General features: G+C 68.1%; 18 protein-coding genes and 1 tRNA gene. 11 read left to right on the forward strand and 8 right to left on the reverse strand.

All coding sequences use genetic code 11. The annotated features are described in order from the left end of the window. Window positions 1-9: 9 nt before the first annotated feature. Window positions 10-1,935, forward strand: a complete 1,926-nt coding sequence (locus tag GGR33_RS23910) for a hypothetical protein (protein WP_183512630.1) — start codon at window positions 10-12, stop codon at window positions 1,933-1,935. A gap of 389 nt (window positions 1,936-2,324) precedes the next feature. Here the strand turns inward: GGR33_RS23910 and GGR33_RS23915 are convergent, their stop codons facing one another. Continuing rightward, window positions 2,325-2,945, reverse strand: a complete 621-nt coding sequence (locus tag GGR33_RS23915; RefSeq protein WP_183512633.1) for a hypothetical protein — start codon at window positions 2,943-2,945, stop codon at window positions 2,325-2,327. Window positions 2,946-3,763: 818 nt separating this feature from the next. Here GGR33_RS23915 and GGR33_RS23920 point away from each other — a divergent pair. Continuing rightward, on the forward strand, window positions 3,764-4,090 hold the full coding sequence (locus GGR33_RS23920) for a hypothetical protein (protein ID WP_183512636.1): 327 nt from the start codon (window positions 3,764-3,766) through the stop codon (window positions 4,088-4,090). Here the strand turns inward: GGR33_RS23920 and GGR33_RS23925 are convergent. Both GGR33_RS23925 and GGR33_RS23930 read right to left on the reverse strand, forming a co-directional pair. Then, window positions 4,087-4,911 carry a DNA adenine methylase gene (locus GGR33_RS23925; RefSeq protein ID WP_210302183.1) on the reverse strand — a complete coding sequence of 275 codons (825 nt, stop codon included), beginning with the start codon at window positions 4,909-4,911 and terminating at the stop codon, window positions 4,087-4,089. The genes GGR33_RS23920 and GGR33_RS23925 overlap by 4 nt on opposite strands. Before the next feature lie 47 nt (window positions 4,912-4,958). Beyond that, a complete protein-coding gene (locus GGR33_RS23930; protein ID WP_183512643.1) occupies window positions 4,959-5,828 on the reverse strand; it encodes a hypothetical protein in 870 nt (289 codons plus the stop codon). Between the two features lie 425 nt (window positions 5,829-6,253). Here GGR33_RS23930 and GGR33_RS23935 point away from each other — a divergent pair, with 425 nt between their 5' ends. Beyond that, window positions 6,254-6,997, forward strand: coding sequence for a hypothetical protein (locus tag GGR33_RS23935; RefSeq protein WP_183512647.1), 744 nt, complete (start codon window positions 6,254-6,256; stop codon window positions 6,995-6,997). On the opposite strand, the gene GGR33_RS23940 is transcribed toward GGR33_RS23935, so the two are convergent. Continuing rightward, window positions 6,994-8,541 carry an integrase family protein gene (locus tag GGR33_RS23940; protein WP_183512652.1) on the reverse strand — a complete coding sequence of 516 codons (1,548 nt, stop codon included), beginning with the start codon at window positions 8,539-8,541 and terminating at the stop codon, window positions 6,994-6,996. The two genes, GGR33_RS23935 and GGR33_RS23940, sit on opposite strands and share 4 nt — an antisense overlap. Window positions 8,542-8,669: 128 nt before the next feature. On the opposite strand from GGR33_RS23940, the gene GGR33_RS23945 reads away from it, so the two are divergent. Next, window positions 8,670-8,758, forward strand: a tRNA-Ser gene (locus GGR33_RS23945). Window positions 8,759-8,880: 122 nt separating this feature from the next. Here the strand turns inward: GGR33_RS23945 and GGR33_RS23950 are convergent. The 4 genes from GGR33_RS23950 to GGR33_RS23965 all read right to left on the reverse strand — a co-directional run bounded on the left by GGR33_RS23950 (window position 8,881) and on the right by GGR33_RS23965 (window position 12,480). Beyond that, window positions 8,881-9,813, reverse strand: coding sequence for a LysR substrate-binding domain-containing protein (locus tag GGR33_RS23950; RefSeq protein ID WP_183512662.1), 933 nt, complete (start codon window positions 9,811-9,813; stop codon window positions 8,881-8,883). A gap of 251 nt (window positions 9,814-10,064) precedes the next feature. Beyond that, entirely contained in the window at window positions 10,065-10,910 is an 846-nt protein-coding gene (locus GGR33_RS23955) for an alpha/beta fold hydrolase (protein ID WP_183512674.1), read from the reverse strand. Then, a complete protein-coding gene (locus GGR33_RS23960; RefSeq protein ID WP_183512676.1) occupies window positions 10,903-11,298 on the reverse strand; it encodes a carboxymuconolactone decarboxylase family protein in 396 nt (131 codons plus the stop codon). The genes GGR33_RS23955 and GGR33_RS23960 overlap by 8 nt, the downstream gene beginning before the upstream one ends. 24 nt (window positions 11,299-11,322) lie before the next feature. Next, window positions 11,323-12,480 (reverse strand): FAD-dependent monooxygenase, encoded by a 1,158-nt coding sequence (locus tag GGR33_RS23965; RefSeq protein WP_183512679.1) that lies wholly within the window; start codon window positions 12,478-12,480, stop codon window positions 11,323-11,325. Window positions 12,481-12,858: 378 nt separating this feature from the next. Between GGR33_RS23965 and GGR33_RS23970 the strand changes: the two genes are divergently transcribed. The 7 genes from GGR33_RS23970 (at window position 12,859) to GGR33_RS23995 (ending at window position 22,943) form a co-directional block, all read left to right on the forward strand. Then, the gene (locus GGR33_RS23970; RefSeq protein ID WP_183512681.1) at window positions 12,859-14,151 is read left to right on the forward strand and encodes a dicarboxylate/amino acid:cation symporter; all 1,293 of its coding nucleotides are present in this window, start codon (window positions 12,859-12,861) and stop codon (window positions 14,149-14,151) included. A 136-nt stretch (window positions 14,152-14,287) separates the two neighbouring features. Further along, window positions 14,288-15,487 carry a DUF2252 family protein gene (locus tag GGR33_RS23975; RefSeq protein ID WP_183512686.1) on the forward strand — a complete coding sequence of 400 codons (1,200 nt, stop codon included), beginning with the start codon at window positions 14,288-14,290 and terminating at the stop codon, window positions 15,485-15,487. 247 nt (window positions 15,488-15,734) lie between these two features. Next, a complete protein-coding gene (locus GGR33_RS23980) occupies window positions 15,735-16,139 on the forward strand; it encodes a DUF302 domain-containing protein (RefSeq protein ID WP_210302184.1) in 405 nt (134 codons plus the stop codon). 180 nt (window positions 16,140-16,319) lie between these two features. Beyond that, window positions 16,320-17,114, forward strand: coding sequence for a class I SAM-dependent methyltransferase (locus GGR33_RS23985; protein WP_284211899.1), 795 nt, complete (start codon window positions 16,320-16,322; stop codon window positions 17,112-17,114). Between the two features lie 115 nt (window positions 17,115-17,229). Further along, window positions 17,230-18,027, forward strand: a complete 798-nt coding sequence (locus GGR33_RS26095; RefSeq protein ID WP_246413433.1) for a hypothetical protein — start codon at window positions 17,230-17,232, stop codon at window positions 18,025-18,027. Next, complete coding sequence (locus GGR33_RS23990; RefSeq protein WP_343068622.1) at window positions 17,918-19,474, forward strand: Y-family DNA polymerase; 1,557 nt, start codon at window positions 17,918-17,920, stop codon at window positions 19,472-19,474. The genes GGR33_RS26095 and GGR33_RS23990 overlap by 110 nt, the downstream gene beginning before the upstream one ends. A gap of 79 nt (window positions 19,475-19,553) precedes the next feature. Beyond that, entirely contained in the window at window positions 19,554-22,943 is a 3,390-nt protein-coding gene (locus GGR33_RS23995) for an error-prone DNA polymerase (protein WP_183512701.1), read from the forward strand. Window positions 22,944-23,009 lie beyond the last annotated feature (66 nt).

The following is a 23,009-nucleotide window of genomic DNA, read 5'->3' on the forward strand; positions in this document are numbered from 1 at the left end:
GGGCCCGGCGTGGCGGCGGATGACCTGCAGCGGCTCCTGGTGGACAGGTATGGCGAGCACGCCGATGCAGGTGACCTGACCACCTCCAGCTTGATCGATCTAGTCCGCGACGGAGCCGACGGCGTCGACGGTGCGGATCTCTTCGTCGCCCTGATCGGGGATACGCGGTCCGGGGTCACCGTACCCGTGGCGGTGGAACTCGTCGCCAAGGGCTTCGACATCGTCGCCATGATCGAGATAGCGGCCTGGCTCGGCCGTGGCGGGAACGTCCCCGCCCCATTCGTGGGGACATTGGGGCGGGCCTTCCTGGCCAAGGCGGCGGATCGCGACGCGGATTACGGCACCCGCGCACATGCGCTCAAGGCGTCGATGATCCTCGCCCAATCCGACCGTTCGCTGCTGCGGCGTCTTCAGTCCGACCTGCTCGACATCGACCTCGCCGACGACGGCGACTTCCTTCGGCACGCGGCACGCATCGCCGGTGCCGTCCTGGCCCACGAGCCGGACGACGATCTTCGCGCGCTCCTCGGCAAGCTCGTGGAGGTCGTCGACGCGGAGGACGAGGCCTCCATGGAGCTCGGCTTGGACGCCATGCGCCATGGCCTCGACGCGGACGCCGCCGAGACAGCGCTGCAAGCTTTCGAGGGTGCGCGGGGCTGGTTCCGCAGGGCGGAGGACGCTGGGGATGCCAGACCCGACGCGACGCTGTATCGGCGCTGCCTCGACGCGCTCGTGGCGTTCCAGTCGGGCCAATCGTCCCCCGACCTCTGGACGCGCATCGACGAGATCAGGTCCGCCGCGTTCGCCTACACCGCCTACCTGACGACCTCCGACCGGCCGGAGGACACGACCTCGTGGCTCGGCGCCAAGACGCAGGAGCGCGTGCACTGGTCGATGCTCGCACTCAGGCTCGGCGCCCTCGACACGAGCCTGCTCAAGCGTGCGTGGCTCGACGCGGCCGCCGTGATCCAGGACGAGCTTCTCGCGGTCTACACGGCGAGCCGCAGTTTCCTGCGGCGAGGCGCGGACGGCGGGTTGGAGGCGATCCTAAGGCCTCGCGTCGTCGAGGTGCTGAGAGGGGAGTTGCACTCCCTCGCCCTCCTCGACCAATGGATCGAGGAGAACGCGGCATCCGGCCTGCTCCCCGCCGCGGCGCATCTACGCGACCGGGTGGCGGATGCGAGGGAGGCCGTCGTCACCCACCGCCCTATCGAGGCGGCGGACGGTAGCTCACCGACCGCCGCCATCGTCGAGCTCCTGCCGGAGGCGTCCCGAAGCTCCGCGTTAGCCCGTGTCGCGGCCGGCATGGCAATCCTCGTCGAGACCACCACGCCCCTCGTGGTCTCCGAATTATTCGAGACGGTCACCGCCGGCCTCGCGCGAAACCCGGACTACCTCGCCGATCCCATGGGCCGGATGCTCTTCGACGCCGTGCTGTGGTCGTCCATCCAGTTCGTCGTCATGCGCGGCAACGTCGGGGTCAGCACGCTCGCCCGCGGTCGCTACCTCTTCGAGCGCGACCCGGAGAAGCTTCCCCTGGAGAAGGACCTCCAGGCCGACTACGTCGAGTTCCTCATGGGCTCGCCGCTGGCCGAGCTCTGCCAAGCGGAGAAGCGCGACGTCGGCGGGGGGCGCGTCGACGTCCTCTTCACGTTCCTGCGGACCAAGACGGTCGCCGAGCTCAAGCGCACCGACCTCAAGCTGACGAACGACGAGGTGGTGGGGCGCTTCGGCCTCCAGAAGGTTTCCTACGACGTCACGAACGTTCGCTTCGGGATCCTGATGATCCTGGACCTTCGCGATGTCGGAGGTGGCCAGCCTTACCTGTCAGAGCGGATCTCGGTCCATCACGTCACGCCGGACTGGGGCACGAGCGAGCATGCCGTCGTGCTGATGCGGGTCCAGGGGCGGCGCGAGACACCCTCGCAGCTGTGACCGCGCTAGGCCTTGCCAGCCTTGCGCGCGATGGTGCCGTCGGGACAAGCCTCGAAGAATTTCGTCTACCTAACGCGCATCATCATCTTCTTCCTCAGCGTCCCCGCGTTGCAGAACGCGCATTGGTGCACGATAGCGGCCGCGGGATCCAATAGGCCAGCGCGATCGACTCGGCCTCCGTCAGTTGGATCTCCACAGGCGGTCTCTTATGGCTGGGCATGCGTCGCAGCATCGGATCCCTCAAAAACATAGCAGGAACAAACTGTGGGAGGGATCATGTCTCAACCGCAAGGATCGCTTGCCGGCGAAAGTGTGGTGCAGGACTGTAGAAGCGGTAAGGCGCCAAGTCCAACGCCGCTTTACCGCTTCCACTGTCAGGCGAACTTTTATCAGATCGCCAAAACAAGTTGATCCAAAGCGACTACTGCCTCTCGCTCCGCTTGTTCGCGGGCCTCATTCAACAACTCTTGCTCGTCTTCGCGCTCACGCTCCAGCTCAGCATCGAGCTTCGACGCCTCACGGCGATCCGCGTCGAACTCGCACTGCCGTTGATCGAACGCTTCGAAGACAGCCCTTCGGATGCTTTGCTCGTATCCGATGCCACGTGCGTCGTAGGTAATCGCAACCCACCTTTGGAAGCCGCCGATATGGACGTTGTTGTACCGCGTGCCCATCGAAAACGAGACGTCGACACGATCGACTCTCACGACGAGACATATCGTTCGGTCCAAGGCTCGCACCTCGTATGCCACCAGATCTGAGGACGGCAGAGCCATGAAATCCATGTAGCCCGCGCCCAGATCTCGCTCCCTCCAGCCGGCCGGTTCGGGAACTCCTGGGATGGGCCATTCCAAGTCCGCTTCGCCGAATTTTGCAGCGAGCCAGATTGGGTGCGTACGCGGATCAGTATCGCAAGATGTGGCGATGCAGACCACGCGCGTCGGCAAAGCCGGATCATGTTCAGCCTGGCGAACGAGGAAAGTCATATCCCAAGTCTGCGTTCGGGCCATCGGAGCCTCCCTCACCGCCAGCCGTTCCCTCGGACGGTTATGGGACCTTCGACAACTATCCGCTCGTCCGGATGCACGGTTAGGTTAATCGAGATCGATCCCAACCGGAAATCACCTCGACGCCACTTCGCACACGGAGGCGTTCGTGGAAGGCTCCAGGAGCCTCGTCGACCGCATGAACGCTCTCGCCTCGGGCCGTTGAAGTCATTCCAGGGTCCGACGTGGGCCCACCAGGTACGCACGTCTGTCCTTGGGGTTGCGTTGATCGCCGCCGGATCCGCGTTGCACATCCCATCAGTCCACCACAACGATGCCCCCCTGAGAGACCCGGTCTGACCCATCGGACCTCAACACCGATGAGGAACTCGGAAGGCAGGATCCCTGTCATCGGCCCTGGTCCCCGATGACGTTTGAACGCTGTTCAGGTCCCCATCGGTCCCGAGCATCGATGACGCCCCTGGCCCATCCCGTCCCCCATGTTGGCCCATGGCTCACTATGGGCCATAGATCCATCTCCATGGCATCGGTGTGGTCGACCTATGACTGGAGAGATGGGAGCTAAGTCATTAATAACGCGCCATGCGTCCCATCTCGCCCCATGGACCGCCATGGGGGCTACAAGGTATCGGCGTGGAGGACCGATGACGCCTCTTGAGGTTAACCGGGCAGTAATTGGTGTGGAGTACCGTTGCTATGGCCGATGGCCCCGATGGGGATGGGGCATGAGCCCATGGGGATGGTGTGCCCTTGCCAGGTAAGCCTGAGAGACGCAGCACCCCGAATGCCCCGTGCTCTGCCGGTCCCTAGCGGGCCTCCTCGTGAGCGCGGTAAGGGCATCCCGGACGCGGGGCGATGACATCATCCGGCGTTACGAAGCCGGTGAACGGGCTAAGCGGGATCGCGAGGCCGAGCTCGCCGCGTGGCTCGACCATCACGTCGAGGGACGGCCCGGGGCCCTGGAGCGCATCTGGAAGCGGATCCCCTCGACACCGTCGGAGCTCGGCCGGGGGGTGAAGTCCCCCCTGGTCCGGACCCAGATCCGGGGGGAGCGCTTCGGGGGCTGGGGGTTCGAACGCCTCTGCGCCGCCCTCGATGCCTGCGGCTACGAGGCCGTCGTGACGGTCCGCCCGAAGGCCGTCGCCTAGAGCTCGAATGCCATCTGCCGGCTCGTCGTAGCCGCGACCGCCGCCGGCGAAATCCAGAGGACCTCCGTCCGCCGCTGCCTCGCGTGATCGGACACCTCGCGCGTGACCCTGCGCCACCCTACGAGGGCGTCGTCGTAGAGCGGGCTCGCGTACCCCGAGACGACGGCCATCCCCTTGAGCGAGAGCAGGCAGTCCAGGAGCTCGCGGTGCGCGTCGTCGGACATCTCGTGCGCGTAGCCTTTCCGGATCTCGGAACGCGTGGAATGGACGTACGGCGGGTCGACGTAGAACAGGGCCCCGCGCCGGTCGTGGCGCCGGATCGTCTCGACGGCGGCGGCGCGCTCGACGACGACGCCCTGGAGGCGGGCCGTCATCGCCGCCAGCGCGTCGGGGAACGTCGCCCAGTCCATCGCGGCGACGCGGCGCGCCGAACCGGTGTACCGGCGGAACCCAGTGCCGGCGGTCTCGGCACGGACGTCGGGGGAGACCTGCATCGCGTGCCGGACGATCATGCGGCGGGCCCGCTCGACGGGATCCGCGTCCGCCGGGACGCGCCGCATGGCCAGCCGGAACTCGGCGTCGCTGAACGGCGTGAACGTCGCCATGACGTAGAGCCGCCCGGCGAGGGCGGGATCCCGCACCACTGAGTAGAGATTGAGGAGCTCGTCATCGAGGTCGCCGAGGACTTCGACCGGAGCGCGCGCCTTGCGCATGAGCACCGAGGCCGAGCCACCGAACGGCTCGCAGTAGACGTCGTGCGGCGGCAGGTGCCCGATGACCCAGGGGGCCATGCGCCACTTGCTCCCCATCCACCGGACCATGGGCCGGCGGGGGACGCCGGCCGGGCGGAGCGGGATGACCTCGGCGCTCACAGGCCGGCTCCCTCGAAAAGGCGCGCGGCGAGCGGTGGCGGCAGCTGCCGCCGATGGGTCCGTAGGATCCGCAACGCGTTCGACGCCTGCGCCTCGTCGAGGTCCTCGCCCCGGGCGGCCAGGACGTGCCCCACGTAGCTCGTCGACTTGGACCATCCGCTGTCGTTCCGGCGGCTCGCCCGGTCGCTGTCCCGCTCCGTCATGAGCGCCACGCCCTCGGCGGCCGCCGCGCGGATGGCAGGGATCCGTGCCAGCCCGAGCTCGCTGGCGACGGGGACGGCCGAGGCCGCCTCCGCCCGGGCGACGTTCGCATCAGCCCGGTCGAGCAACGCGCGCAGGCGCCGGTGGGCGGCATGGCCGAGCGTCTTCCTGGCGATCAGGGCCTCGGCCTCCTCGACGTCCGCCGCCTTGGCCCAGGACCAGCGCCGCTCGTCCATGCTCCTCCGGGCGTCCGGCACCAGGGCCTCGTGCCGCCGGCGCTGTTCCTCCAGGGCCGCCGTGAACTGGGCGTCCCGGGCGGCGCGGCGCGCCATGATCTCCGCGTCACGCGCTTTGCTCTCCACGATGCGCTCGCGGACGAGGCCGGGGATCGCGTCGAGGGCGGCGGGATCCCAGCCCTGAGACGACAGCCAGAAACAGGGACGCGTGCCGGTGAACGCGTCGCCGACGTAGGGCTCCGCGTAGGAGTACCCCCGGGTTCTCATCTCGTCACGGCAGCGCCGGTAAGCGTCGGCGAACGCGCCAGTCTCGCCCTCGGCGATGAAGAGGCGCCGGTCCCCGCGGACGGCGCGGGAGTACGCCCAGGTCAACCCGAAGGCCTCCGGTGCGCGGTCGGTCACACGATCAGTGCAGCCAGTCTCGGGCATCGACGAATTCCCCCGTAAGCGTATTGCCGTACATACGTAGCACCTCGTCCCGCAATTTCCAAGACCAAGCGAAGTACGGACGTGTCGCTATTTCACCACACATTTCACCAACTCAGTGTTGTGAAATTAGTTGGTCAAATCGTATGCCACCGTTGGTGAAATTGGTGAGAGTCTTTTCGGACGTATGCTTGTTCAATAGTGTCTCAGGCGCTTGCGTCCGGCGCGGATCAGGCGACAATATTTCCCCGATATGCGAATTCGGGAGCCGCCCGCCTATGCAGCTAGACCTATTCAGGGACTGGTCCCCCAGGCCCATCGCGACGCCCGCGCCGCCTCGTCGGCCGCCCCCCGGGCGCCTCGCGGAGCTCTCGCTCGCGGCGGCTGTCCACGTCTCGCCGGACCCCCGGCGCGTCTACGCGCTGTCCGTGAGCCATGGGTATGAGGCGTGCTGCGAGCGGTGGCATTGGCTCCCGCGCAGCGGCGTCAGTCGCCTCGTCTCGCAGGGTCGCGCGCTCGTCGTCGGTGCCCGCAGCGAGCGGTGCCGTCGCCGCTTGAGCCCCGACCAGGAGGCCGCCGTCGTGGCGAGCGTCTACGCGCTCGGGGGCGTCCTCTACGCCGCGCGCGTGCACGGGCTCGACGAGAGCCTAGTGCGGACGCTCCTCCGGGCCGGTGAACTCTACGACCTGGAGACCCATGCCGTCACCGACGTCACGGTCTCGGCCGACGGAGCCGGCTTGCGCGCCGGTGACGACTATCGCCTCGGCCCCGCTGGCTTGATCGAGTTCCTGCGCGACGTCCCCGGCGAGGCGAAGGTGAGCTTCCGGGAGGACAGGTCGGTCCGCGTGGAGCGGATGACCATCGGGTTCGACACCCAGCTCCGCATTCCCGTCACGTCATGGTGTGAGCGCGAGCTCTCGCTGGTCCCCGGGGGAGCGAGCCGAGGCTTCCCAGGCGGCAGCGGTGGCGGCGTCTCGCAGATAGGAGGCGGGCCAAGCATCCATTCAGGTCCTGGCGGCAGCGGAGGCGTCCCTGGTAGCGGCGGTGGCGGGGGTCGCGTCGTCTCGCAATCCCCCAGGTACGTGATGGTCCCGACACGGACGCTCAAGGATGACCTGTGGAGCAACCTGCTACGGGCGGAGCGCTACCGGCCGGACGTGGGGGAAGGCTAAGCCGCCATCGCGACGGGTTCGCCGAACAGCGCGAGCCGTTCGGTCTCGTATGCCGCGAGGACGGCGGAGACCCAGGCTTCCATGCCCTCCGCCTTGAGGGCGAGGCGCTGCCCCTTAGCGTAGTGCAATCGGGTCACGTGCTCGACGCGCTCGCGCTCGTCCTCGGACCGCGCGGCCCGGTGCGCCAGGATCGCGGATCCCGCGCCGCCGAGGCGCCGCTCGTCGAGGAACGTGGCGATAGCGCGCCGGACGTCGTGCGGGACGAACGGGGCGATCCCGTATCGCTCCATAAGGTCCTCGCGAGGCCGACCGGCCGTGGAGTTCTTCTTCCGCCGGGCCCCGGGCTTCTCCTTGCTCGGGTCCTTGGCCCGTCCTTCCAGGCGGTAGAGCAACTGGTTGAGAGCGGACTGCCCGACGGGTCCGTCCCCCCGGATGCTGGGGAAGAGGCACGGGCTCACCGGCTTGCCCGCGACCTCGCAGGCGCGCCGGTGCCGCTCGATTATGGCCCAGGCCTCAGGTGGGACTGGCAGGCTATGCGGGCGGCCGCCGCTCTTGCCGCCCTTCATCTCACCGCCCTCCCAGTTGAGGGCGACCCAGCCCGCCCTATCCGGCCAGGGGAACGCGCGGGCGCGCCGCGTCCCGGTCAGTTGCCCGGTCCGCTGCCCCGTGAGCACGAGGGCCCAAAGCGCTCCGAGCGTCCCGTCGCTCGTCGCGTGCTCCGTCGCGCCCAGCGTGCGATGGTGCTCTGCGACGAGGATCGTCCTGACGAGGTCAGTGATCGTGGGGACGTGGTCCCTCGCGCGGGGCGCGTACTCGATGGACCAGCGCGACCACCATTCGTACTGGCAGTCGGCGAGGCCCGAGACACCCGAATGGTAACGCCAGGCCCAACTCAAGGCCTCCTTGCCTTGCTGGACGCATCTCCTCGCAGCGGAGACCGTGTTGAGTTTGACGGCCCTGTTCCGGCAGGCCTCCAAGTCCGAGATCGTGAGCGACGACACCGGTCGGTCGGAGATGGCATCGAAGGCCGCGTGCCTGAGGTAGGCCGAGTATTTCGCGGTATAGCTCGGCTTGAACTTCTTGGCCTTGGCCGCGAGGAACTCCTCGATCAGGTCGCTCCAAAGCCAGGGCCCACGCTCCCGACGCTCCGCGTCCGAGAGCGGCGCCGGCGTCGTCTCGGCGTCAATCACGCTGGACATCCACGCGATGTCGTCCGGCGTGCCCGCCTCGATCTCGCGCTGGTACGTCACCAGGCCAGCGCGCGCGTTCTCCCCACGCTGGACCTGGAGACGTGCCTGATCGGCGCGGTGGCGGGCCTCGGCCAGGTCGACGCCGTCAACGGGCCCGATGCGCAGCGTCGTCGACCGGAGCTTAAGGTACCACGTCGCGCTCGTCCGCTGGACGCGGAGGACGAGGCCCTGGCAACGGTCGTCCGCCCAGTCGAGGCCGCGGCCCGCCACCTTACCCGAGGCGACGAGAGCCTGCGCCTTGCGGACGTGCTCCGCCGTCAGCCTCACCCTCTCGCGGACGTACGCTTGCTTCATCTCACGGCCTCCCCGGCGTGATACCACGCTGATACCACGGAGCAGGGAACCGGGCGGGGCGCCGGATGTCGAGCGCCCAGGGTCGCTAAAAGCGCAGCTGCACTAAGGATTTGGGGGCTACGGTTACCGCGGGATGAGGGATTTACGGCGGGCCAAAACGTTGACAAATCAGCCTTCCAAGCTGAATACCCGGGTTCGATTCCCGGTACCCGCTCCATTCTTATATCCCTGAAACGGTGCGAGATGCCCGCCGAGGGCGTCCCGTCAGAGCGGCGTGAGCCGGGTGGTGCACGCCGTCGGCATCATTACCGTGTGGGCGCGACGGTCCGGCATCGAGCATCAAAACTGCCAGCCCTGCGCGCGGGCCCACTCGTCCGTCGATTTCTCGGTGTCGCGGCCGCCCTCGCGCAGCCATTCGCAGAAGCTGCCGATCAGGTGCAGCGCTTCGGAATCCGTTCGATAGAAGGCGCCGTATTCGCGACGGCGCAGGCCGAGGGGCCCGAAGGGCACGCAGAGACGGCGCTCGATGAGGTCGTCGATCACGAGGAATAGCGGCAGCAGGGCAATGCCCATCCGTTCCTGGACGGCGTGCAGGGCGAAATACATCTGCTCGAAGCGCAGGATGCTCTGGGTCGGCGACAGGCCCGGCGTGCCGGCATGCTCGAACCAGCTGCCCCAGTCGTAGGGCTCGGTCAGGTAGGTGATCAGCGTGTGGCTGCGCAGGTCGTCGGGCGTCGTCAACGCCGAGCGCTCCAGCAGATCGACGTGACAGACCGGGGCGATGAACTCGGTCATGAAGGGCGTGCGCTGCCAGCCGCTCGGCGGGCTCGTGACGCCGCGTATGCCGACGTCGAATCCGAACTCGGTGCTGCTGATCGGTGCCACCGAGGTCGTCACGCGGAGTTCCACCTCCGGGCGCTTCTTTTGGAAGGTCGAGAGACGGCCGATCAGCCAACGCATGGTGAAGGTCGGCGGCGCGCTGATCCGCAGGGCGGTGGGCGTCGCGGTCTCGATCATGTGCATCGAGACCAGCGCAAGCCGGTCGAGCAGCGCTGTCACCTCGGTCAGGTAGAGCTGGCCGGCATCCGTCAGCGTGAGCTGCGACGGGGTGCGCCGAAACAGCTTCGTCCCGAAATACTCTTCGAGCCGCGCGACCTGACGGCTGACCGCGCCGTGCGTGACGCAGAGCTCTTCGGCTGCCTTGGTGAAGCTGACGTGCCGGGCCGCCGCCTCGAAGGCGCGGACAGCATTGAGCGGTGGCAGCTTCCTCATCGAGCTCTTGGGGCGCGTGCCGCTTTTCGCGGATCGCTCCGGCTTAGCGAAAACAGGGAGGGGAGAACAGGCAGTCCTCGCCCCCTCAAAACACCGAGGCCGTCATTCCGGGGCCGCGAAGCGGAACCCGGAATCCATGACTCGCCTCGACGCTCTACCAGACCGTCGCGTTACGGGTGGATTGCCCGCCTACGGCGTGCCCCTTCGGGTCCGGGTTCTCGCTGTCGCGAGCTCCGGAATGACGGTGTGAGCTATCGGCCGACGCTCGCCAGATGCGCTATCAGCACCGCGTCGAACCGCCCCGGCTGGTCGACCTGCGGAAGATGGCCGCCATTGGCGATCTCGGCGTAGGTCGCGCCGGGGATCAATGGCGCCAGAGCGCGCATCGGTGCGAGCAGGGCCTCGTCGTTCGTGCCGATCACGAGCGCCGTCGGCACCCGAATCTGCCCGACCTCGTCGAGGTAATCGAGCCCCTGGATCGCCCGGGCGCAGCCGACGAAGCCCTCGGTGGAGGTTCCGGCGACGCAGGCGGTCAGCAAATCCACCATGGAAGGCGCGTTCGCTACGAAGGCATCTCCGAACCAGCGGGCGATGGTCGGGCCCGCCAGCGCCTCGGTGCTCGTGTCGCGGGCGAGCGCGATGCGGTCGTCCCAGGCGGCGGCGAAGGGAGCCGGTGCGTCCGCGCGCGCGGCGCAGACGCAGAGGCTGAGCAGACGGTCGGCGTGATCGATCCCGAGCCCGAGCCCAGTCATGCCGCCGAGCGAGACTCCCACGAAATGCGCCCGATCGATGGAGAGCCCATCGAGCACCGCGATCACGTCGGCCCCGAGATCGGCCAGGGTATAGGGCGCCGCTGCGGCCTCGGAGCTGCCATGCCCGCTGGTATCGGCGACGACGACGCGAAAGCCCTGCGCGGCGAGCTGCGTCGCCTGTCGTGCCCAGATCGCGCCGTCCGTCAGGATCGAATGCGCGAACAGCACGGGCGGTCCGTCGGCGGGTCCGCCGATCCGAACGCTCAGCGCTCCGGTTTGGCCGGGGATCGTGCGCCGTACGAAGCCTGGCCACTCGCCCCGATCGATCGGCAGGATCTCAGCCATTTTTCATTGACTCGATGACCTCTTTGGCGACGCGGAAGCTGTCGATCGCCGCCGGCATGCCGCAATAGATCGCGACCTGCAGGAAGACCTCCTGGATTTCCGCCTCGGTCAGCCCGTTCGTCAGGGCGCCACGGACATGGGCCTTCAACTCATGCGGCCGGTTGAGGGCCGCGATCATGCCGAGGTTGAGCAGGCTGCGGCTGCGCCGGTCGAGGCCGGGGCGGTTCCAGATCTCATCCCAGCAATACTCGGTGGTGAGCACCTGCAGCGGCCATGTGAAGTCCGTGGCCGCGTCGAGCGCGGTGTCGACATAGGCGTCGCCCAGAACGGCCCGGCGCGTGGCCAGCCCCTTCTCGAACTTCTCGCTCTGGGTTCTGTCGGTGGTCATTGTCGTTGGGCTCCGTTTTCTCGTTCAGCTCGCCACGGCGAGGCTGGCATCGGCGCTTGCGAGCGGCGTGGTCCAGGCATCGTAGCCATAGACCCAATCGGGATCGGTCGGGTCGCGCAGCCAGGTATTGGTGCGCGAGCTGGCCTGGACGCGCGAAGTGCGGGGCTTGCGCGTCGCCTCGAAGCAGCGGAACGCCTCCGCGACGCCATCCCGGTCAACGCCCTTCAGGCAGCGCGACAGCACCGCGGCATCCTCGATCGCCATGGCCGCGCCCTGCGCCATGTAGGGCGTCATCGGGTGGCAGGCATCGCCAAGGAGCGTGACGTTTCCGTCCGACCAGCGCGGCAGCGGCTGGCGGTCGACCAGCGCCCATTTGTGAACCGACGGGCAGGATTGCAGCACGTGGCGCACCTGCGGGTGGAATTCGGCGAAGGCCGCGCGCAGCTCGTTGACGTCGCCCATCGTCGACCAGGATTCGACCTGGAAGCCCGGCTCGACCTGGCTCGTCACGAAGTAGACCTCGCTGCGGTCCGGCTTCACGTAGTAGATCACGATGTGCCGGTCCGGCCCCCACCATTTGGTGCAGTCGTCAATCTCGTAGCCGCCGAGCAGCGAGGCCGGGAAGACGGTGCGGTAGGCGATGCGGCCGGTGAAAGTCGGCTTCTCCTTGTCGAACAGGGCCTCCTTCACGAAGGAATGAACGCCGTCCGAGGCGACGACCGCGTCATGGGTGGCCGTGATGCCGTTGGCGAAGCTCAGGCGCACGCTGCGGTCCGCCTGCTGCTCGAGGCCGGTGAGCTTGTGATCCAGATTGACGTCGCTGTCCGGCACGGCGCTCGCCAGTGCCGCGTGCAGGTCGCCGCGATGGGCGAGGAGGTAGGGAGCGCCCCAGCGCTCCTCGGCGGACTCGCCGAAGACCATGTCGAACCGAATCTCGCCGGTGTCGTATTCCTTGTTGTTCCAGGAGCGTGGGTAGAAGGCGGCGGCGCGCAGCGCCGGCTCGAGGCCGAATTCGCGCATCACCTTCATGGCGTTGCAGCCGATCTGGATGCCGGCGCCGAGGCGCGCGAAGCGCGGAGCCTGCTCGTAGACGGTCGTCGCGATTCCCGCCCGGCGCAGGGCCGCTGCGGTCGCGAGACCGCCCATACCGGCACCGATGATGGCTACGGAAAGGCTCTTCATGCCCGAATCCTCCTCTGGTCCCCCCGTGTTTTCGGTGGTCCGGCCTCGGGCCTGACGCTGCAGTCGGGTGGAACTGATGCCCGAGGATCACCGCCTCGGGCTGGCCGTGCAAACCATTTTAGCTGACCCGGCGTGAGGTTCCGTCACAGGCCGATGGGCCTAGCGCGCGGAAAAATCGATCTATGCTGCGCCGCAATAAGAGAGGCCGCAGCGACCTGCGTGAGCAAACCTCACGGACCACGAACTATCGTGGTTTGCAAACGCCTTCGAGCGGGACTTAGGCTCTCATGGGCAGTTCTCACGCCAGGATCGAGTCTGCCCGACACGGCCGCGACGTCACGCGATCAACGCGTGCGGGAGGCCGAGAGGAAACGCACCATGGACGCTGCGGTAGCCACCCAGGCTCTCGACGAGATTCCGCTCCGGCGTGAGGCTTGGTATCGGCGGCTCTGGCTGCAGGTCCTGATCGCCATCGCGCTCGGCGGTCTGCTCGGTGCGCTGTTTCCGCAGGTCGGCGAATCCCTGAAGCCGCTGGGCGACGCGCTGATCAAGGCGATCCGCATGACCATCGCGCCGATCGTGTTCTGCACGGTGGTGCACGGCATCGCCAGCATGAGCGACATGCGCCGTGCCGGCCGGATCGGCTGGAAGGCGATCGTCTATTTCGAGATCGGCACGACGCTCGCCCTGATCCTCGGCCTCGTGGTCATCAATGTGGTGCGGCCGGGCGCCGGCATGCATGTCGACGTCGCGACCCTCGACGCCAAGGCCGTGCAGGGCTTCATCAGCCGATCGCAGCACGAGACCGTGACGGGCTTCCTGCTCGACATCATCCCGAACACCGTCGTCGGCGCCTTCGCCAACGGTGAGATGCTGCAGGTCCTGTTCTTCGCGATCCTCTTCGCGATCGCCGCGCAGCGGGTCGGCGAGCCCGGCCGGCGCATGGTCCAGCTCGTGGACGACACCGCCAAGATCTTCTTCCAGCTACTCGGCACGATCATGCGCTTCGCGCCGCTCGGCGCCTTCGGGGCGATGGCCTTCACCATCGGCAAGTACGGGCTCGGCGCCGTGGTCTCGCTGTCGCAGTTCATGCTGTGCTTCTACGCGACCTGCCTGCTCTTCATCTTCGGCGTGCTCGGCGTGGTCTGCCGCCTGATGGGTTTCAGCGTGTGGAAGCTGATCCGCTACCTCAAGGAAGAGTTGCTTCTCGTGTTCGGTTTCTCGGCCTCGGAGCCCGTGCTGCCGCGCTTCATGGTCAAGATGCAAAAGGCCGGTTGCGGCGAGCCCATCGTTGGCCTGGTCATCCCGACCGGCTACAGCTTTAACCTCGACGGCACCTGCATCTACTTGACCATGGCGGCCCTCTTCCTGGCGCAGGCCACGGATACCGACCTTTCCCTCGCGCAGCAGGTGGGCATCGTCGGCATCTTGCTGCTGACCTCCAAGGGCGCGGCCGCGGTCACCGGCAGCGGCTTCATCGTGCTGGCCGCGACCCTCGGAACCGTCGGACATATCCCGGTCGCCAGCATCGCACTGATTTTCGGCATCGACCGCTTCATGTCCGAGGCGCGGGCGCTCACCAACTTCATCGGCACCGCCGTCGCGACGGTGGTTGTTTCGAAGTGGGAGGGCGAGCTCGACGAGCGCGCTTTCGAGCGGGCCCTCGGATAGCCGACTGCTCGCTACGGCATACGGTTGGCGCGCCACGATCATCCACATCAGAGGCGTTGTGCCGCGCATCGGCCGCTTGTTCTCGCCAGTTGATGATGTGCCTTGGTACGGGCGGCAATCGGCTGAAGGGTGTTTGATGCGTGACGAAGAGGGTTTGTCTCCGGAGAACCGCGCGGCGGTGCTGGAGCGGCAACGCACCCTCAAGATGGCCAAGTCCGCGCATGCCTATGTCCGCGGCAACACGCTGCAATTCTACGAATGGTTGGACGGGCTGCGGCGTGGAACCCTGCCGGAGGGCCCGCCGGTTTGGATCTGCGGCGATTGCCATCTCGGCAACCTCGGTCCTCTCGCCGATGCCGACGGTCGGGTCGATGTCCAGATCCGCGATCTCGACCAGACGGTCGTCGGCAACCCGACCCACGATCTCGTTCGCCTCGGTCTTTCGCTGGCCAGCGCGGCCCGCGGCTCGGACCTTCCCGGCGTCGTCACGGCCCGGATGCTGGAGGAGATGGTCCGCGGGTATGGCCAGGGGCTCGGTGGCCCTGAGGTGGACGAGGCCCCGCCCGAGCCCGACGTCGTGCGCTCGGTGCGCCGCCGTGCCTTGGGTCGTCACTGGAAGCACCTCCTCCGCGAGCGCTTGAAGGACGTGGATCCGTCGATCCCGCTCGGCCGCAAGTTCTGGGCGCTCGACGCGGAGGAGCGCGCCGCCCTCGACGACCTGTTCGGCCGGCGCGAGGTTCGCCGCCTCGTGCTGGCACTCAACGGCCGCAGCGAGAAGGCGAAGGTCCGCTTGATCGATGCGGCCTACTGGATGAAGGGCTGCAGCTCGCTCGGCTTTCTGCGCTACGCCGCGCTCGTCCGTATCGCAGAGCCCGAGGGCAAGCGCCGCCTCGCCCTGGTCGACCTCAAAGAGGCGGTGGCCGCCGCCGCCCCTGCAGCCCCCGGTGCCGAGATGCCGCCGGATGCGGCCGAGCGCGTGGTGGCCGGGGCGCGGGCTCTCTCGCCGAACCTCGGCGAGCGCATGATGGCGGTGCGTCTCCTCGGCAAGCCCGTGGTGATGCGTGAGCTGGCGCCGCAGGATCTGAAGCTCGACGTCGATCAGTTCGGCAGCGAGGAGGCGGTGCGGGCGGCGCATTACCTGGCCTACGTGGTCGGCAAGGCGCATGGCCGGCAGATGGACGAGACGACCCGCTCGGGCTGGCGCAGCGAGGTCATGCGGACCGACGGGGAGGGAGCGCCGTCCTGGCTCTGGTCGAGCGTGGTCGAACTCGCTGGGCGGCACGAGGTCGGCTACCTCGACCATTGCCGCAGATATGCGAGCGCCGACGCTGCCTGACTTGCCCGTGTAACCCTCGGCCGCAGCGATCCGAATGTCTCGTTCGAACCGACTTGGCGACATCGACGGTGTCGCCGAGGATGCCCGGGTCGCCGGAAGTTGCCGACTCGCGTGGAGCGTGCCGATGAATCGGTCGGACTTGCATGAGACACGCTGTGCGAGGACCCGATCCTTCGCTCGGGCGATGGCGTGTGCTGCGTTGCTGGCGGCAAGGATGTCGACCGCGGCTCACGCGACGGAGGCGAACATGGCCGAGACGACGAAGCTCGAAAGCGCTTATTCCTTCGCCGAGACTTTGCAGAGGCTGCGAAGCGCGCTCGAAGGCAAAGGTTTCACGATCTTCGCGGCCATCGACCAGCGCGAGGCCGCCCGATCGGTCGGCCTCGGCATGCCGCCGACGACGCTTCTCGTCTACGGCAACCCGAAGGGCGGCACGCCCCTGATGCTCGCGGCGCCCGATTTCGGGCTCGAGCTGCCGCTCAAGCTGCTCGTGCGTGAGGGCCCCGACGGAAAGACGCTCGTCGTCTACACGCCGGCCGCCGCGCTCGAGGGCAAGCACGGGCTGCCTGCCGGCCTGGCCGGGAAATTGGGGGCGGCCGAGCCCCTGATCGATGCCACGGTCACGGGGGGCAAGGCTTCCGCTCCGCGGTGACCTTCACGAGCGGCACCCTCACCGGGTCTTCTGCCCGGTGCCGAGACATGGATTTGTTGCGGGTTAGTCTTAACGAGTCATGTTTTGGCGGGTTGATTGCTATCGAGAGGTCGAAGGTAGAGGATTGTCGAGAATACAGGCGCAGTTTCTCGTTCAGACCTCGATCCGGAGCCATCGGCCGTGACACTCGCCAGTGCGACAACCGATCGGGTCGCGATCCCGATGAACGATGCGAGCCCCGACATCGTGTTTCCGCCCGGCGAGGCCGGGGCGAGCCTCGCCCGGGTTCATGAGAGGCTGCGGGCGCTGCTCCCCGCTGGGGATGTCGCGATCTACGAGGCCGGGGGCGGCGCGGCCTCGTTCCTCACGCCGGACCTGCTGGCGCGCGCGCACATCACGGTAGTCGATATCGATCCGGCGCAGATCGCCAATAACCGCTATGCCGGGACCAAGATCTGCGGCGACATCCAGACGCATCGCCTGCCGCCTGCGAGCATCGACCTCGTCACCTGCTACAACGTCATCGAGCATCTGCCCGACGTTCCCGGCGCGCTCGACCGGTTCGCGGAGGCCGTGCGGCCCGGCGGCCTTCTCCTGATCGGGGCGCCGCATCCGTTCTCGCTCTCGGGTCTCGTCACCAAGTACTCACCGCACTGGTTCCACGTCTGGTTCTATCGGACCATCATGGGGGAGAAGTGGGCCGGGACGCCGGGCGTCGGACCGTTCCGGGTGCACTACCATCCGCTCGTTCTGCCGCAGCGGCTCGCGGCCTACATGGCCGGGCACGCCTTCGAGCCGGTGTACGAGCGCGTCTACGAAAGCCCGCGCTTCCCCGAGATGCGGACCCGGCGTCCGGCTTTCGGAAGGATCGTCGACGGCATCACCGACCTCATGAACCTCGCTCTTGCGCGCCGCGCGAACGTGCGCGATGGCGATTATCACCTGCTGCTGCGCAAGCGCGTCGCTCAAGGATAACCACAGGCACCTGTTCGTGTGCCTTCGCGCACCATCGGACCATCCATGTCATCCACAGGCTGCCTTGACTCCACCCCATCAACGGAGCCGATATAAGAACAAATCAGGAACATTGATGCCCGCGGTTCGCCCTGCCACTTTGTCTGCCTTGCGTCGTGCCGTCTCCGCCCTCGAACCCAGCGAGGCGGCGGCGGATGCGGCCGATCGCTTTCCGCTGGGTTTAGCTGCCCTCGATGGCTGGCTCGGCGGCGGGCTGGCGCGGGGCGCCCTGCACGAGATCTATGCCGAGCGCGTGGCGGATGCCGCGGCTGCGGCGGGGTTCGGGCTCGGCGTGGCGGCGCGGGCGGCCGGGGGGCGCCCGCTGGTCTGGGCGCGGCAGGATCTCGTCGGTGTGGAGACCGGCCAGCTCCATGGTGCGGGTCTCGCCGCCTTCGGCCTCGATCCGGCGGCCCTGATCCTCGTGCGGGTGCGCGATCCCACCGCCGCCTTGCGGGCGACCGCCGAGGCGGCGCGCTGTGCTGCTGTCGGCGCCGCCCTCGTCGAGATCTGGGGCGAGCCGAAGGTTCTGGACCTCAAGGCGAGCCGGCGGCTGGCGCTGGCGGCCTCCGCCTCGGGCGTGACCCTGGTGATGATCCGCCTCCAGGCCGAGCCCGCCCCGAGCGCGGCGGCGAGCCGCTGGAGCGTCGCCGCGGCGGCCTCCGTGCCGCTGGAGGCGAATGCGCCGGGGCGCCCGGCCTTCGCGATCACGTTGCTGCGCCATCGCGCCGGGCTTGGTCGGCGCAGCTGGAGGCTGGAGTGGGACCGTGACAGCGCCGCCTTCGCTCCATCGTCGCTACATCGCCCTGTGGTTTCCGTTCCTGCCCATCGACCGGTGGCAGCGGAGGACGGGGCGCTCTGGCGGCGCGCCGGTTGAACCCCTCGTGCTCACGCAATCCGTCAAGGGCGCCCTGCGGCTCTCGGCCGCGAGTCGCGAGGCGCTGGCGCTCGGCCTGGGTCAGGGCATGACGCTGGCCGATGCGCGCGCCCGCATTCCGCGGCTCGCGGCTTTGGAGCACGAGCCCGCCGAGGACGCGGCCCTGCTCGGCCGCATGTCGGAGGCCTGCGAGCGCTGGACGCCCCTGGTCGCCCTCGCCCCGCCCGACGGGCTGATCCTCGACGTGACCGGCTGCACGCATCTCTTTGGCGGCGAGGCCGCCTTGCGCGAGCGCGTCGTCGCTGCGTTTAGACGCGGGGGCATCTCGACCCGTGGTGCGCTGGCCGGCACGCCCGAGGCCGCCCGCGCTCTCGCCCGCTTCGGCGAGGCCCAGGTCGTCCCGCCGGGCCGCGAAGAGGAGGCGGTCCGCCCCCTTCCCGTGGCTGCGCTGAGGCTGCCGGAGGCGGACCGCGCCGCGCTCTCGCTGGCAGGCCTCAAGCGCATCGCCGATCTCGCCGACCTGCCGAGCCAGCCCCTCGCGGCCCGCTTCGGCGAGGGACTGCCCCGCGCATTGCGGCGTCTGCTCGGCCGGGAGGATGCGCGAATCACCCCGTTGCGCCCTCTTCCGGCCTGCTGCGAGGAGGAGCGTTTCACCGAGCCCGTCACTCAGCAGCACGTGATCGAGAGCATTCTGCGGCACCTGATCGAGCGTGCAGCCGGCACCCTCGAAAAGGCCGGGCGCGGTGGCCGCTCCTTCGAGGCGAGTTTTTATCGTGCCGATGGAGATGTAAGGCGGATTGCCGTCGAGACCGGCCGGCCCTCGCGGGATGCTTCCGCGATCCTGCGTCTCTTCCACGAGCGGCTCGATACCCTCGCCGATCCCCTCGATCCTGGATATGGCTTCGACCTGATCCGCCTTGCGGTTCCGGTCGCCGAGCCGCTGGCGCCGGTGCAGGTCTGCCTCGACGGCGAGATCCTATGCGATGCCGAGATCTCCGATCTCGTCGACCGGCTGGTTGCGCGCTTCGGGCCGTCGCGGGTGCTGCGCTTCTTGCCCGTCGATACGCATCACCCGGTGCGTGCCGCACGACTCTTGCCAGCCTCGGCTCCCGTTGCCCCGCCCGTCGCATGGCCGCTGGCCGAACCGGGCGATCCACCCCTTCGGCCTCTGCAGCTCTTCGAACCGGCCCAGCCCATCGAGACGCTGGCCGAGGTGCCCGACGGGCCGCCGATCCGCTTTCGCTGGCGGCACGTGCTGCACAGGGTCGTATGGGCGGAGGGGCCGGAGCGCATCTCTGCCGAGTGGTGGCGCCGGCGCGAGGCACCGACGCGCGACTACTTTCGCGTCGAGGACGAGGAGGGCCGCCGCTTCTGGCTGTTTCGCGCCGGCCTCTACGGCAGCGAGACCGACGCCCCGCGCTGGTACCTGCACGGCCTGTTCGCGTGAGACGGTGCCGGTGTTTCTCGTCGATGGCGGCCCATCCCCTCTCCCGGCACGCGGGGAAAGGGGATGGGCCGCGACTGACATGATCGCGCAGGACAACGCCGAGCCGCCACCTCGGCCGCCGGCCTATGCGGAACTCGTGGCGGTGACGAATTTTTCGTTTCTGCGCGGCGCCTCGACGCCGCAGGACATGGTGCTGACCGCCCTCCTCCTCGGGCAGAGCGGCATCGGCATCGCTGACCGCAACACCGTGGCCGGCGTGGTCCGTGCCCACCGCGCCCTGAAGGAACTGCGCGCCGAGGGCCTGCCGATGCCCGAAAAACTGCGCGACGGCTCCGGGCCGGGCGAGTTCGTCTTCGTCGAGCATCCGCTGGCGCCGGCGATCCCCTTCACGCAGGAGGAGCTCAGGGAGCGCGCCGCCGCCTTCAGGCTCGTGGTGGGAGCCCGCCTCGTCTTCGCCGACGGCACGCCCGACATCGTCGCCTATCCCGTCGACCGGGCGGGATGGGGCCACCTCTGCCGGCTACTTACGCTGGGCAACCGCCGCGCCCGGAAAGGCGAATGCATCCTGCATCTCGACGATCTCCTGGCCGATCCGGCCGGCCTCCTCCTGATCGTGATGCCGCCGCGCCGGCTCGACGGGCTCGCCGAGATCGTCGCACGGATCGCGCAGGGAGCGCCCGGTGCCGTCTGGCTCGGCGTGGCGATGCATCGGCGCGGCGACGACCTGCGCCGTCTCGCCCGTCTCCAGCGGATCGCCGGGCAAGCGCGGATGTCGATCCTGGCGGTCAACGACGCGCTCTACGACACGCCCGCCGCGCGTGATCTGCAGGACGTGCTCACCTGCATCCGCGAAGGCGTGACCATCGAGACGGCGGGCCGCCGACTCGAAGCCAATGCCGAGCGCCACCTCAAGGCCCCGGCCGAGATGGCCCGCCTGTTCCAGGCCGCGCCGGAAGCCGTCACGGAGACCGCGACCCTCCTCGACTGGATCGGGTTCTCCCTCTCGGAGCTGGAATACAACTATCCCGACGAGCCGGTGCCTCCAGGCTGGAGCGCGCAGGCGTGGCTCGTGGAGCAGACCTGGCGGCGCGCCGCGATTCGTTACCCCAACGGCATCTCGGACAAAGTCGCAGGGCTGCTGCGCGACGAACTCGCTCTCATCGAGACGCTCGACTACGCCCGATACTTCCTGACGATCCTCGACATCGTGCGGGTCGCCGAGGACAAGGGTATCCTCTGCCAGGGGCGCGGGTCTGCGGCGAATTCCGCGGTCTGCTACGCGCTGGGCATCACGGCCGTCGACCCTGACGAGCACGAACTCCTGTTTGCGCGTTTTCTCTCAGAAGAGCGCCGCGAGCCGCCCGACATCGACGTCGATTTCGAGCATGAGCGGCGCGAGGAGATCATCCAGCACATCTACGCCCGCTACGGGCGGCACCGGGCCGGCATCGCCGCCACCGTGATCAGCTACCGTCCGCGCAGTGCCATGCGCGAGGTCGGCAAGGTGCTCGGCCTCACCGAGGACGTCACCACCCGCCTCGCCTCGACCCAGTGGGGAAGCTGGGGCAGCGACATCAGCGACGTGCATATCCGCCAGACGGGGCTCGATCCGGCCAACCCCTCGATCGCCCGCGCCATCGCCCTCGCCCGTCGGCTGCTCGGTTTTCCGCGGCATCTCTCGCAGCATGTCGGCGGCTTCGTCCTGACTCGCGACCGGCTCGACGAGATCGTGCCGATCGGCAACGCGGCCATGCCCGACCGCACCTTCATCGAGTGGGACAAGGACGACATCGACGAACTCAAGCTGATGAAGGTCGACGTGCTGGCGCTCGGCATGCTGACCTGCATCCGCAAGGCCTTCGATCTTTTACGGGATCACGCGGGCAAAGACCTCGGTCTTGCCGACATCCGGCATGACGATGCCGTCTACGAGATGCTGCAGCGAGGAGACTCCCTCGGTGTCTTCCAGGTCGAGAGCCGCGCGCAGATGAACATGCTGCCGCGCTTGAAGCCCGACAAATTCTACGATCTCGTCATTCAGGTCGCGATCGTCAGACCAGGGCCGATCCAGGGCGACATGGTGCATCCCTATCTGCGCCGTCGAGCCGGCATTGATCCGGTGGAATATCCCTCGCCCTCATCGGAGCACGGGAAGCACGACGAACTCCATCAAGTGCTTCACCGGACCAAGGGCGTGCCGCTCTTCCAGGAACAGGCGATGCGCCTCGCCATGGTCGCGGCTGAGTTCACGGACGTGGAGGCCAACCAGCTCCGCCGGGCCATGGCGACCTTCCGCAACGTCGGGACGATCGGCACGTTCGAGAAAATTATGGTCGAGCGCATGGTGGCGCGGGGTTACGAGCGGGACTTCGCGCAGCGCTGCTTTGAGCAGATCAAGGGGTTCGGCTCCTACGGCTTCCCTGAGAGCCACGCCGCCTCCTTCGCCAAGCTCGTCTACGTCTCGTCCTGGATCAAATGGCACCATCCGGCGGTGTTCGCCTGCGCGCTGTTAAATTCCCAGCCAATGGGTTTCTACGCGCCGGCCCAGATCGTCCGCGATGCCCACGAGCACGGCGTCGAGATCCGCGCGATCGATGTGAATCACAGCCTTCACGACAACACGCTAGAGCGCGATGAGCGGGGCGAACTCGCCCTGAGGATCGGCTTCCGGCAGGTCGGCGGTTTCGCCGATGCGGATTCCGAGCGCCTCGTCGCGGCCCGGGGCAGTCGTTTCACCGACATCGAGACCCTGGCGGCGAAGACCCGCCTGCCCGCCCGAGCCCTGCGCCTGCTCGCCGATGCCGATGCCTGCCGCTCCCTCGGCCTCGGTCGGCGCGCCGCCCTCTGGGCCGTGCGCCGCCTGCCCGGCGACGATCCGCTCCCGCTCTTCGCGGCGGCGGATGCGCGCGAGCTCGGCCCGGAGCCGGAGGTCGTGCTTCCGGAGATGAGCTTCGGGGCGCAGGTTGCGGCCGACTACCAGACCACCCGGCTCTCCCTGAAGGGCCACCCGATGCAGATCCTGCGGCCCTTCTTTGCGGCCCAAGGCATCTCTTCCTGTGCCGAGACCTCGGCCAAGGCGGACGCCGCCTTCTGCCGGACGGCGGGGGTGGTGCTGGTGCGTCAGCGCCCCGGTGCGGGCAATGCCATCTTCATCACCCTCGAGGACGAGACCGGCGTCACCAACGTCGTGATGTGGGCGACCACATTCGAACGCTACCGCCGTGAGGTGATGGGCGCGCGGCTGCTGCTCATCGAGGGCCGCGTCCAGAAGAGCCCCGAGGGCGTGGTCCACCTGATGACCGAGCGCGCCTTCGACCGCAGTGCGGAGCTAGGGCGGTTGTCACGGGATCGCGACGTGCCGATCGAACTCACCCGGGCCGACGAATTCACCCATCCGCAGCAGCCGCGCGGGCCGCATGGGCATCCGCGCAACGTGCGCATCCTGCCGAAGTCGCGGGATTTTCACTGAGGTGCCGAGGCCCCAAAAAGAAAAAGCCCCGGAAACCGGGGCCCTTCTTTCCAGGAAATGCGCTGT

It is taken from the genome of Methylobacterium brachythecii (genome assembly GCF_014196345.1).
Lineage (GTDB): Bacteria > Pseudomonadota > Alphaproteobacteria > Rhizobiales > Beijerinckiaceae > Methylobacterium > Methylobacterium brachythecii.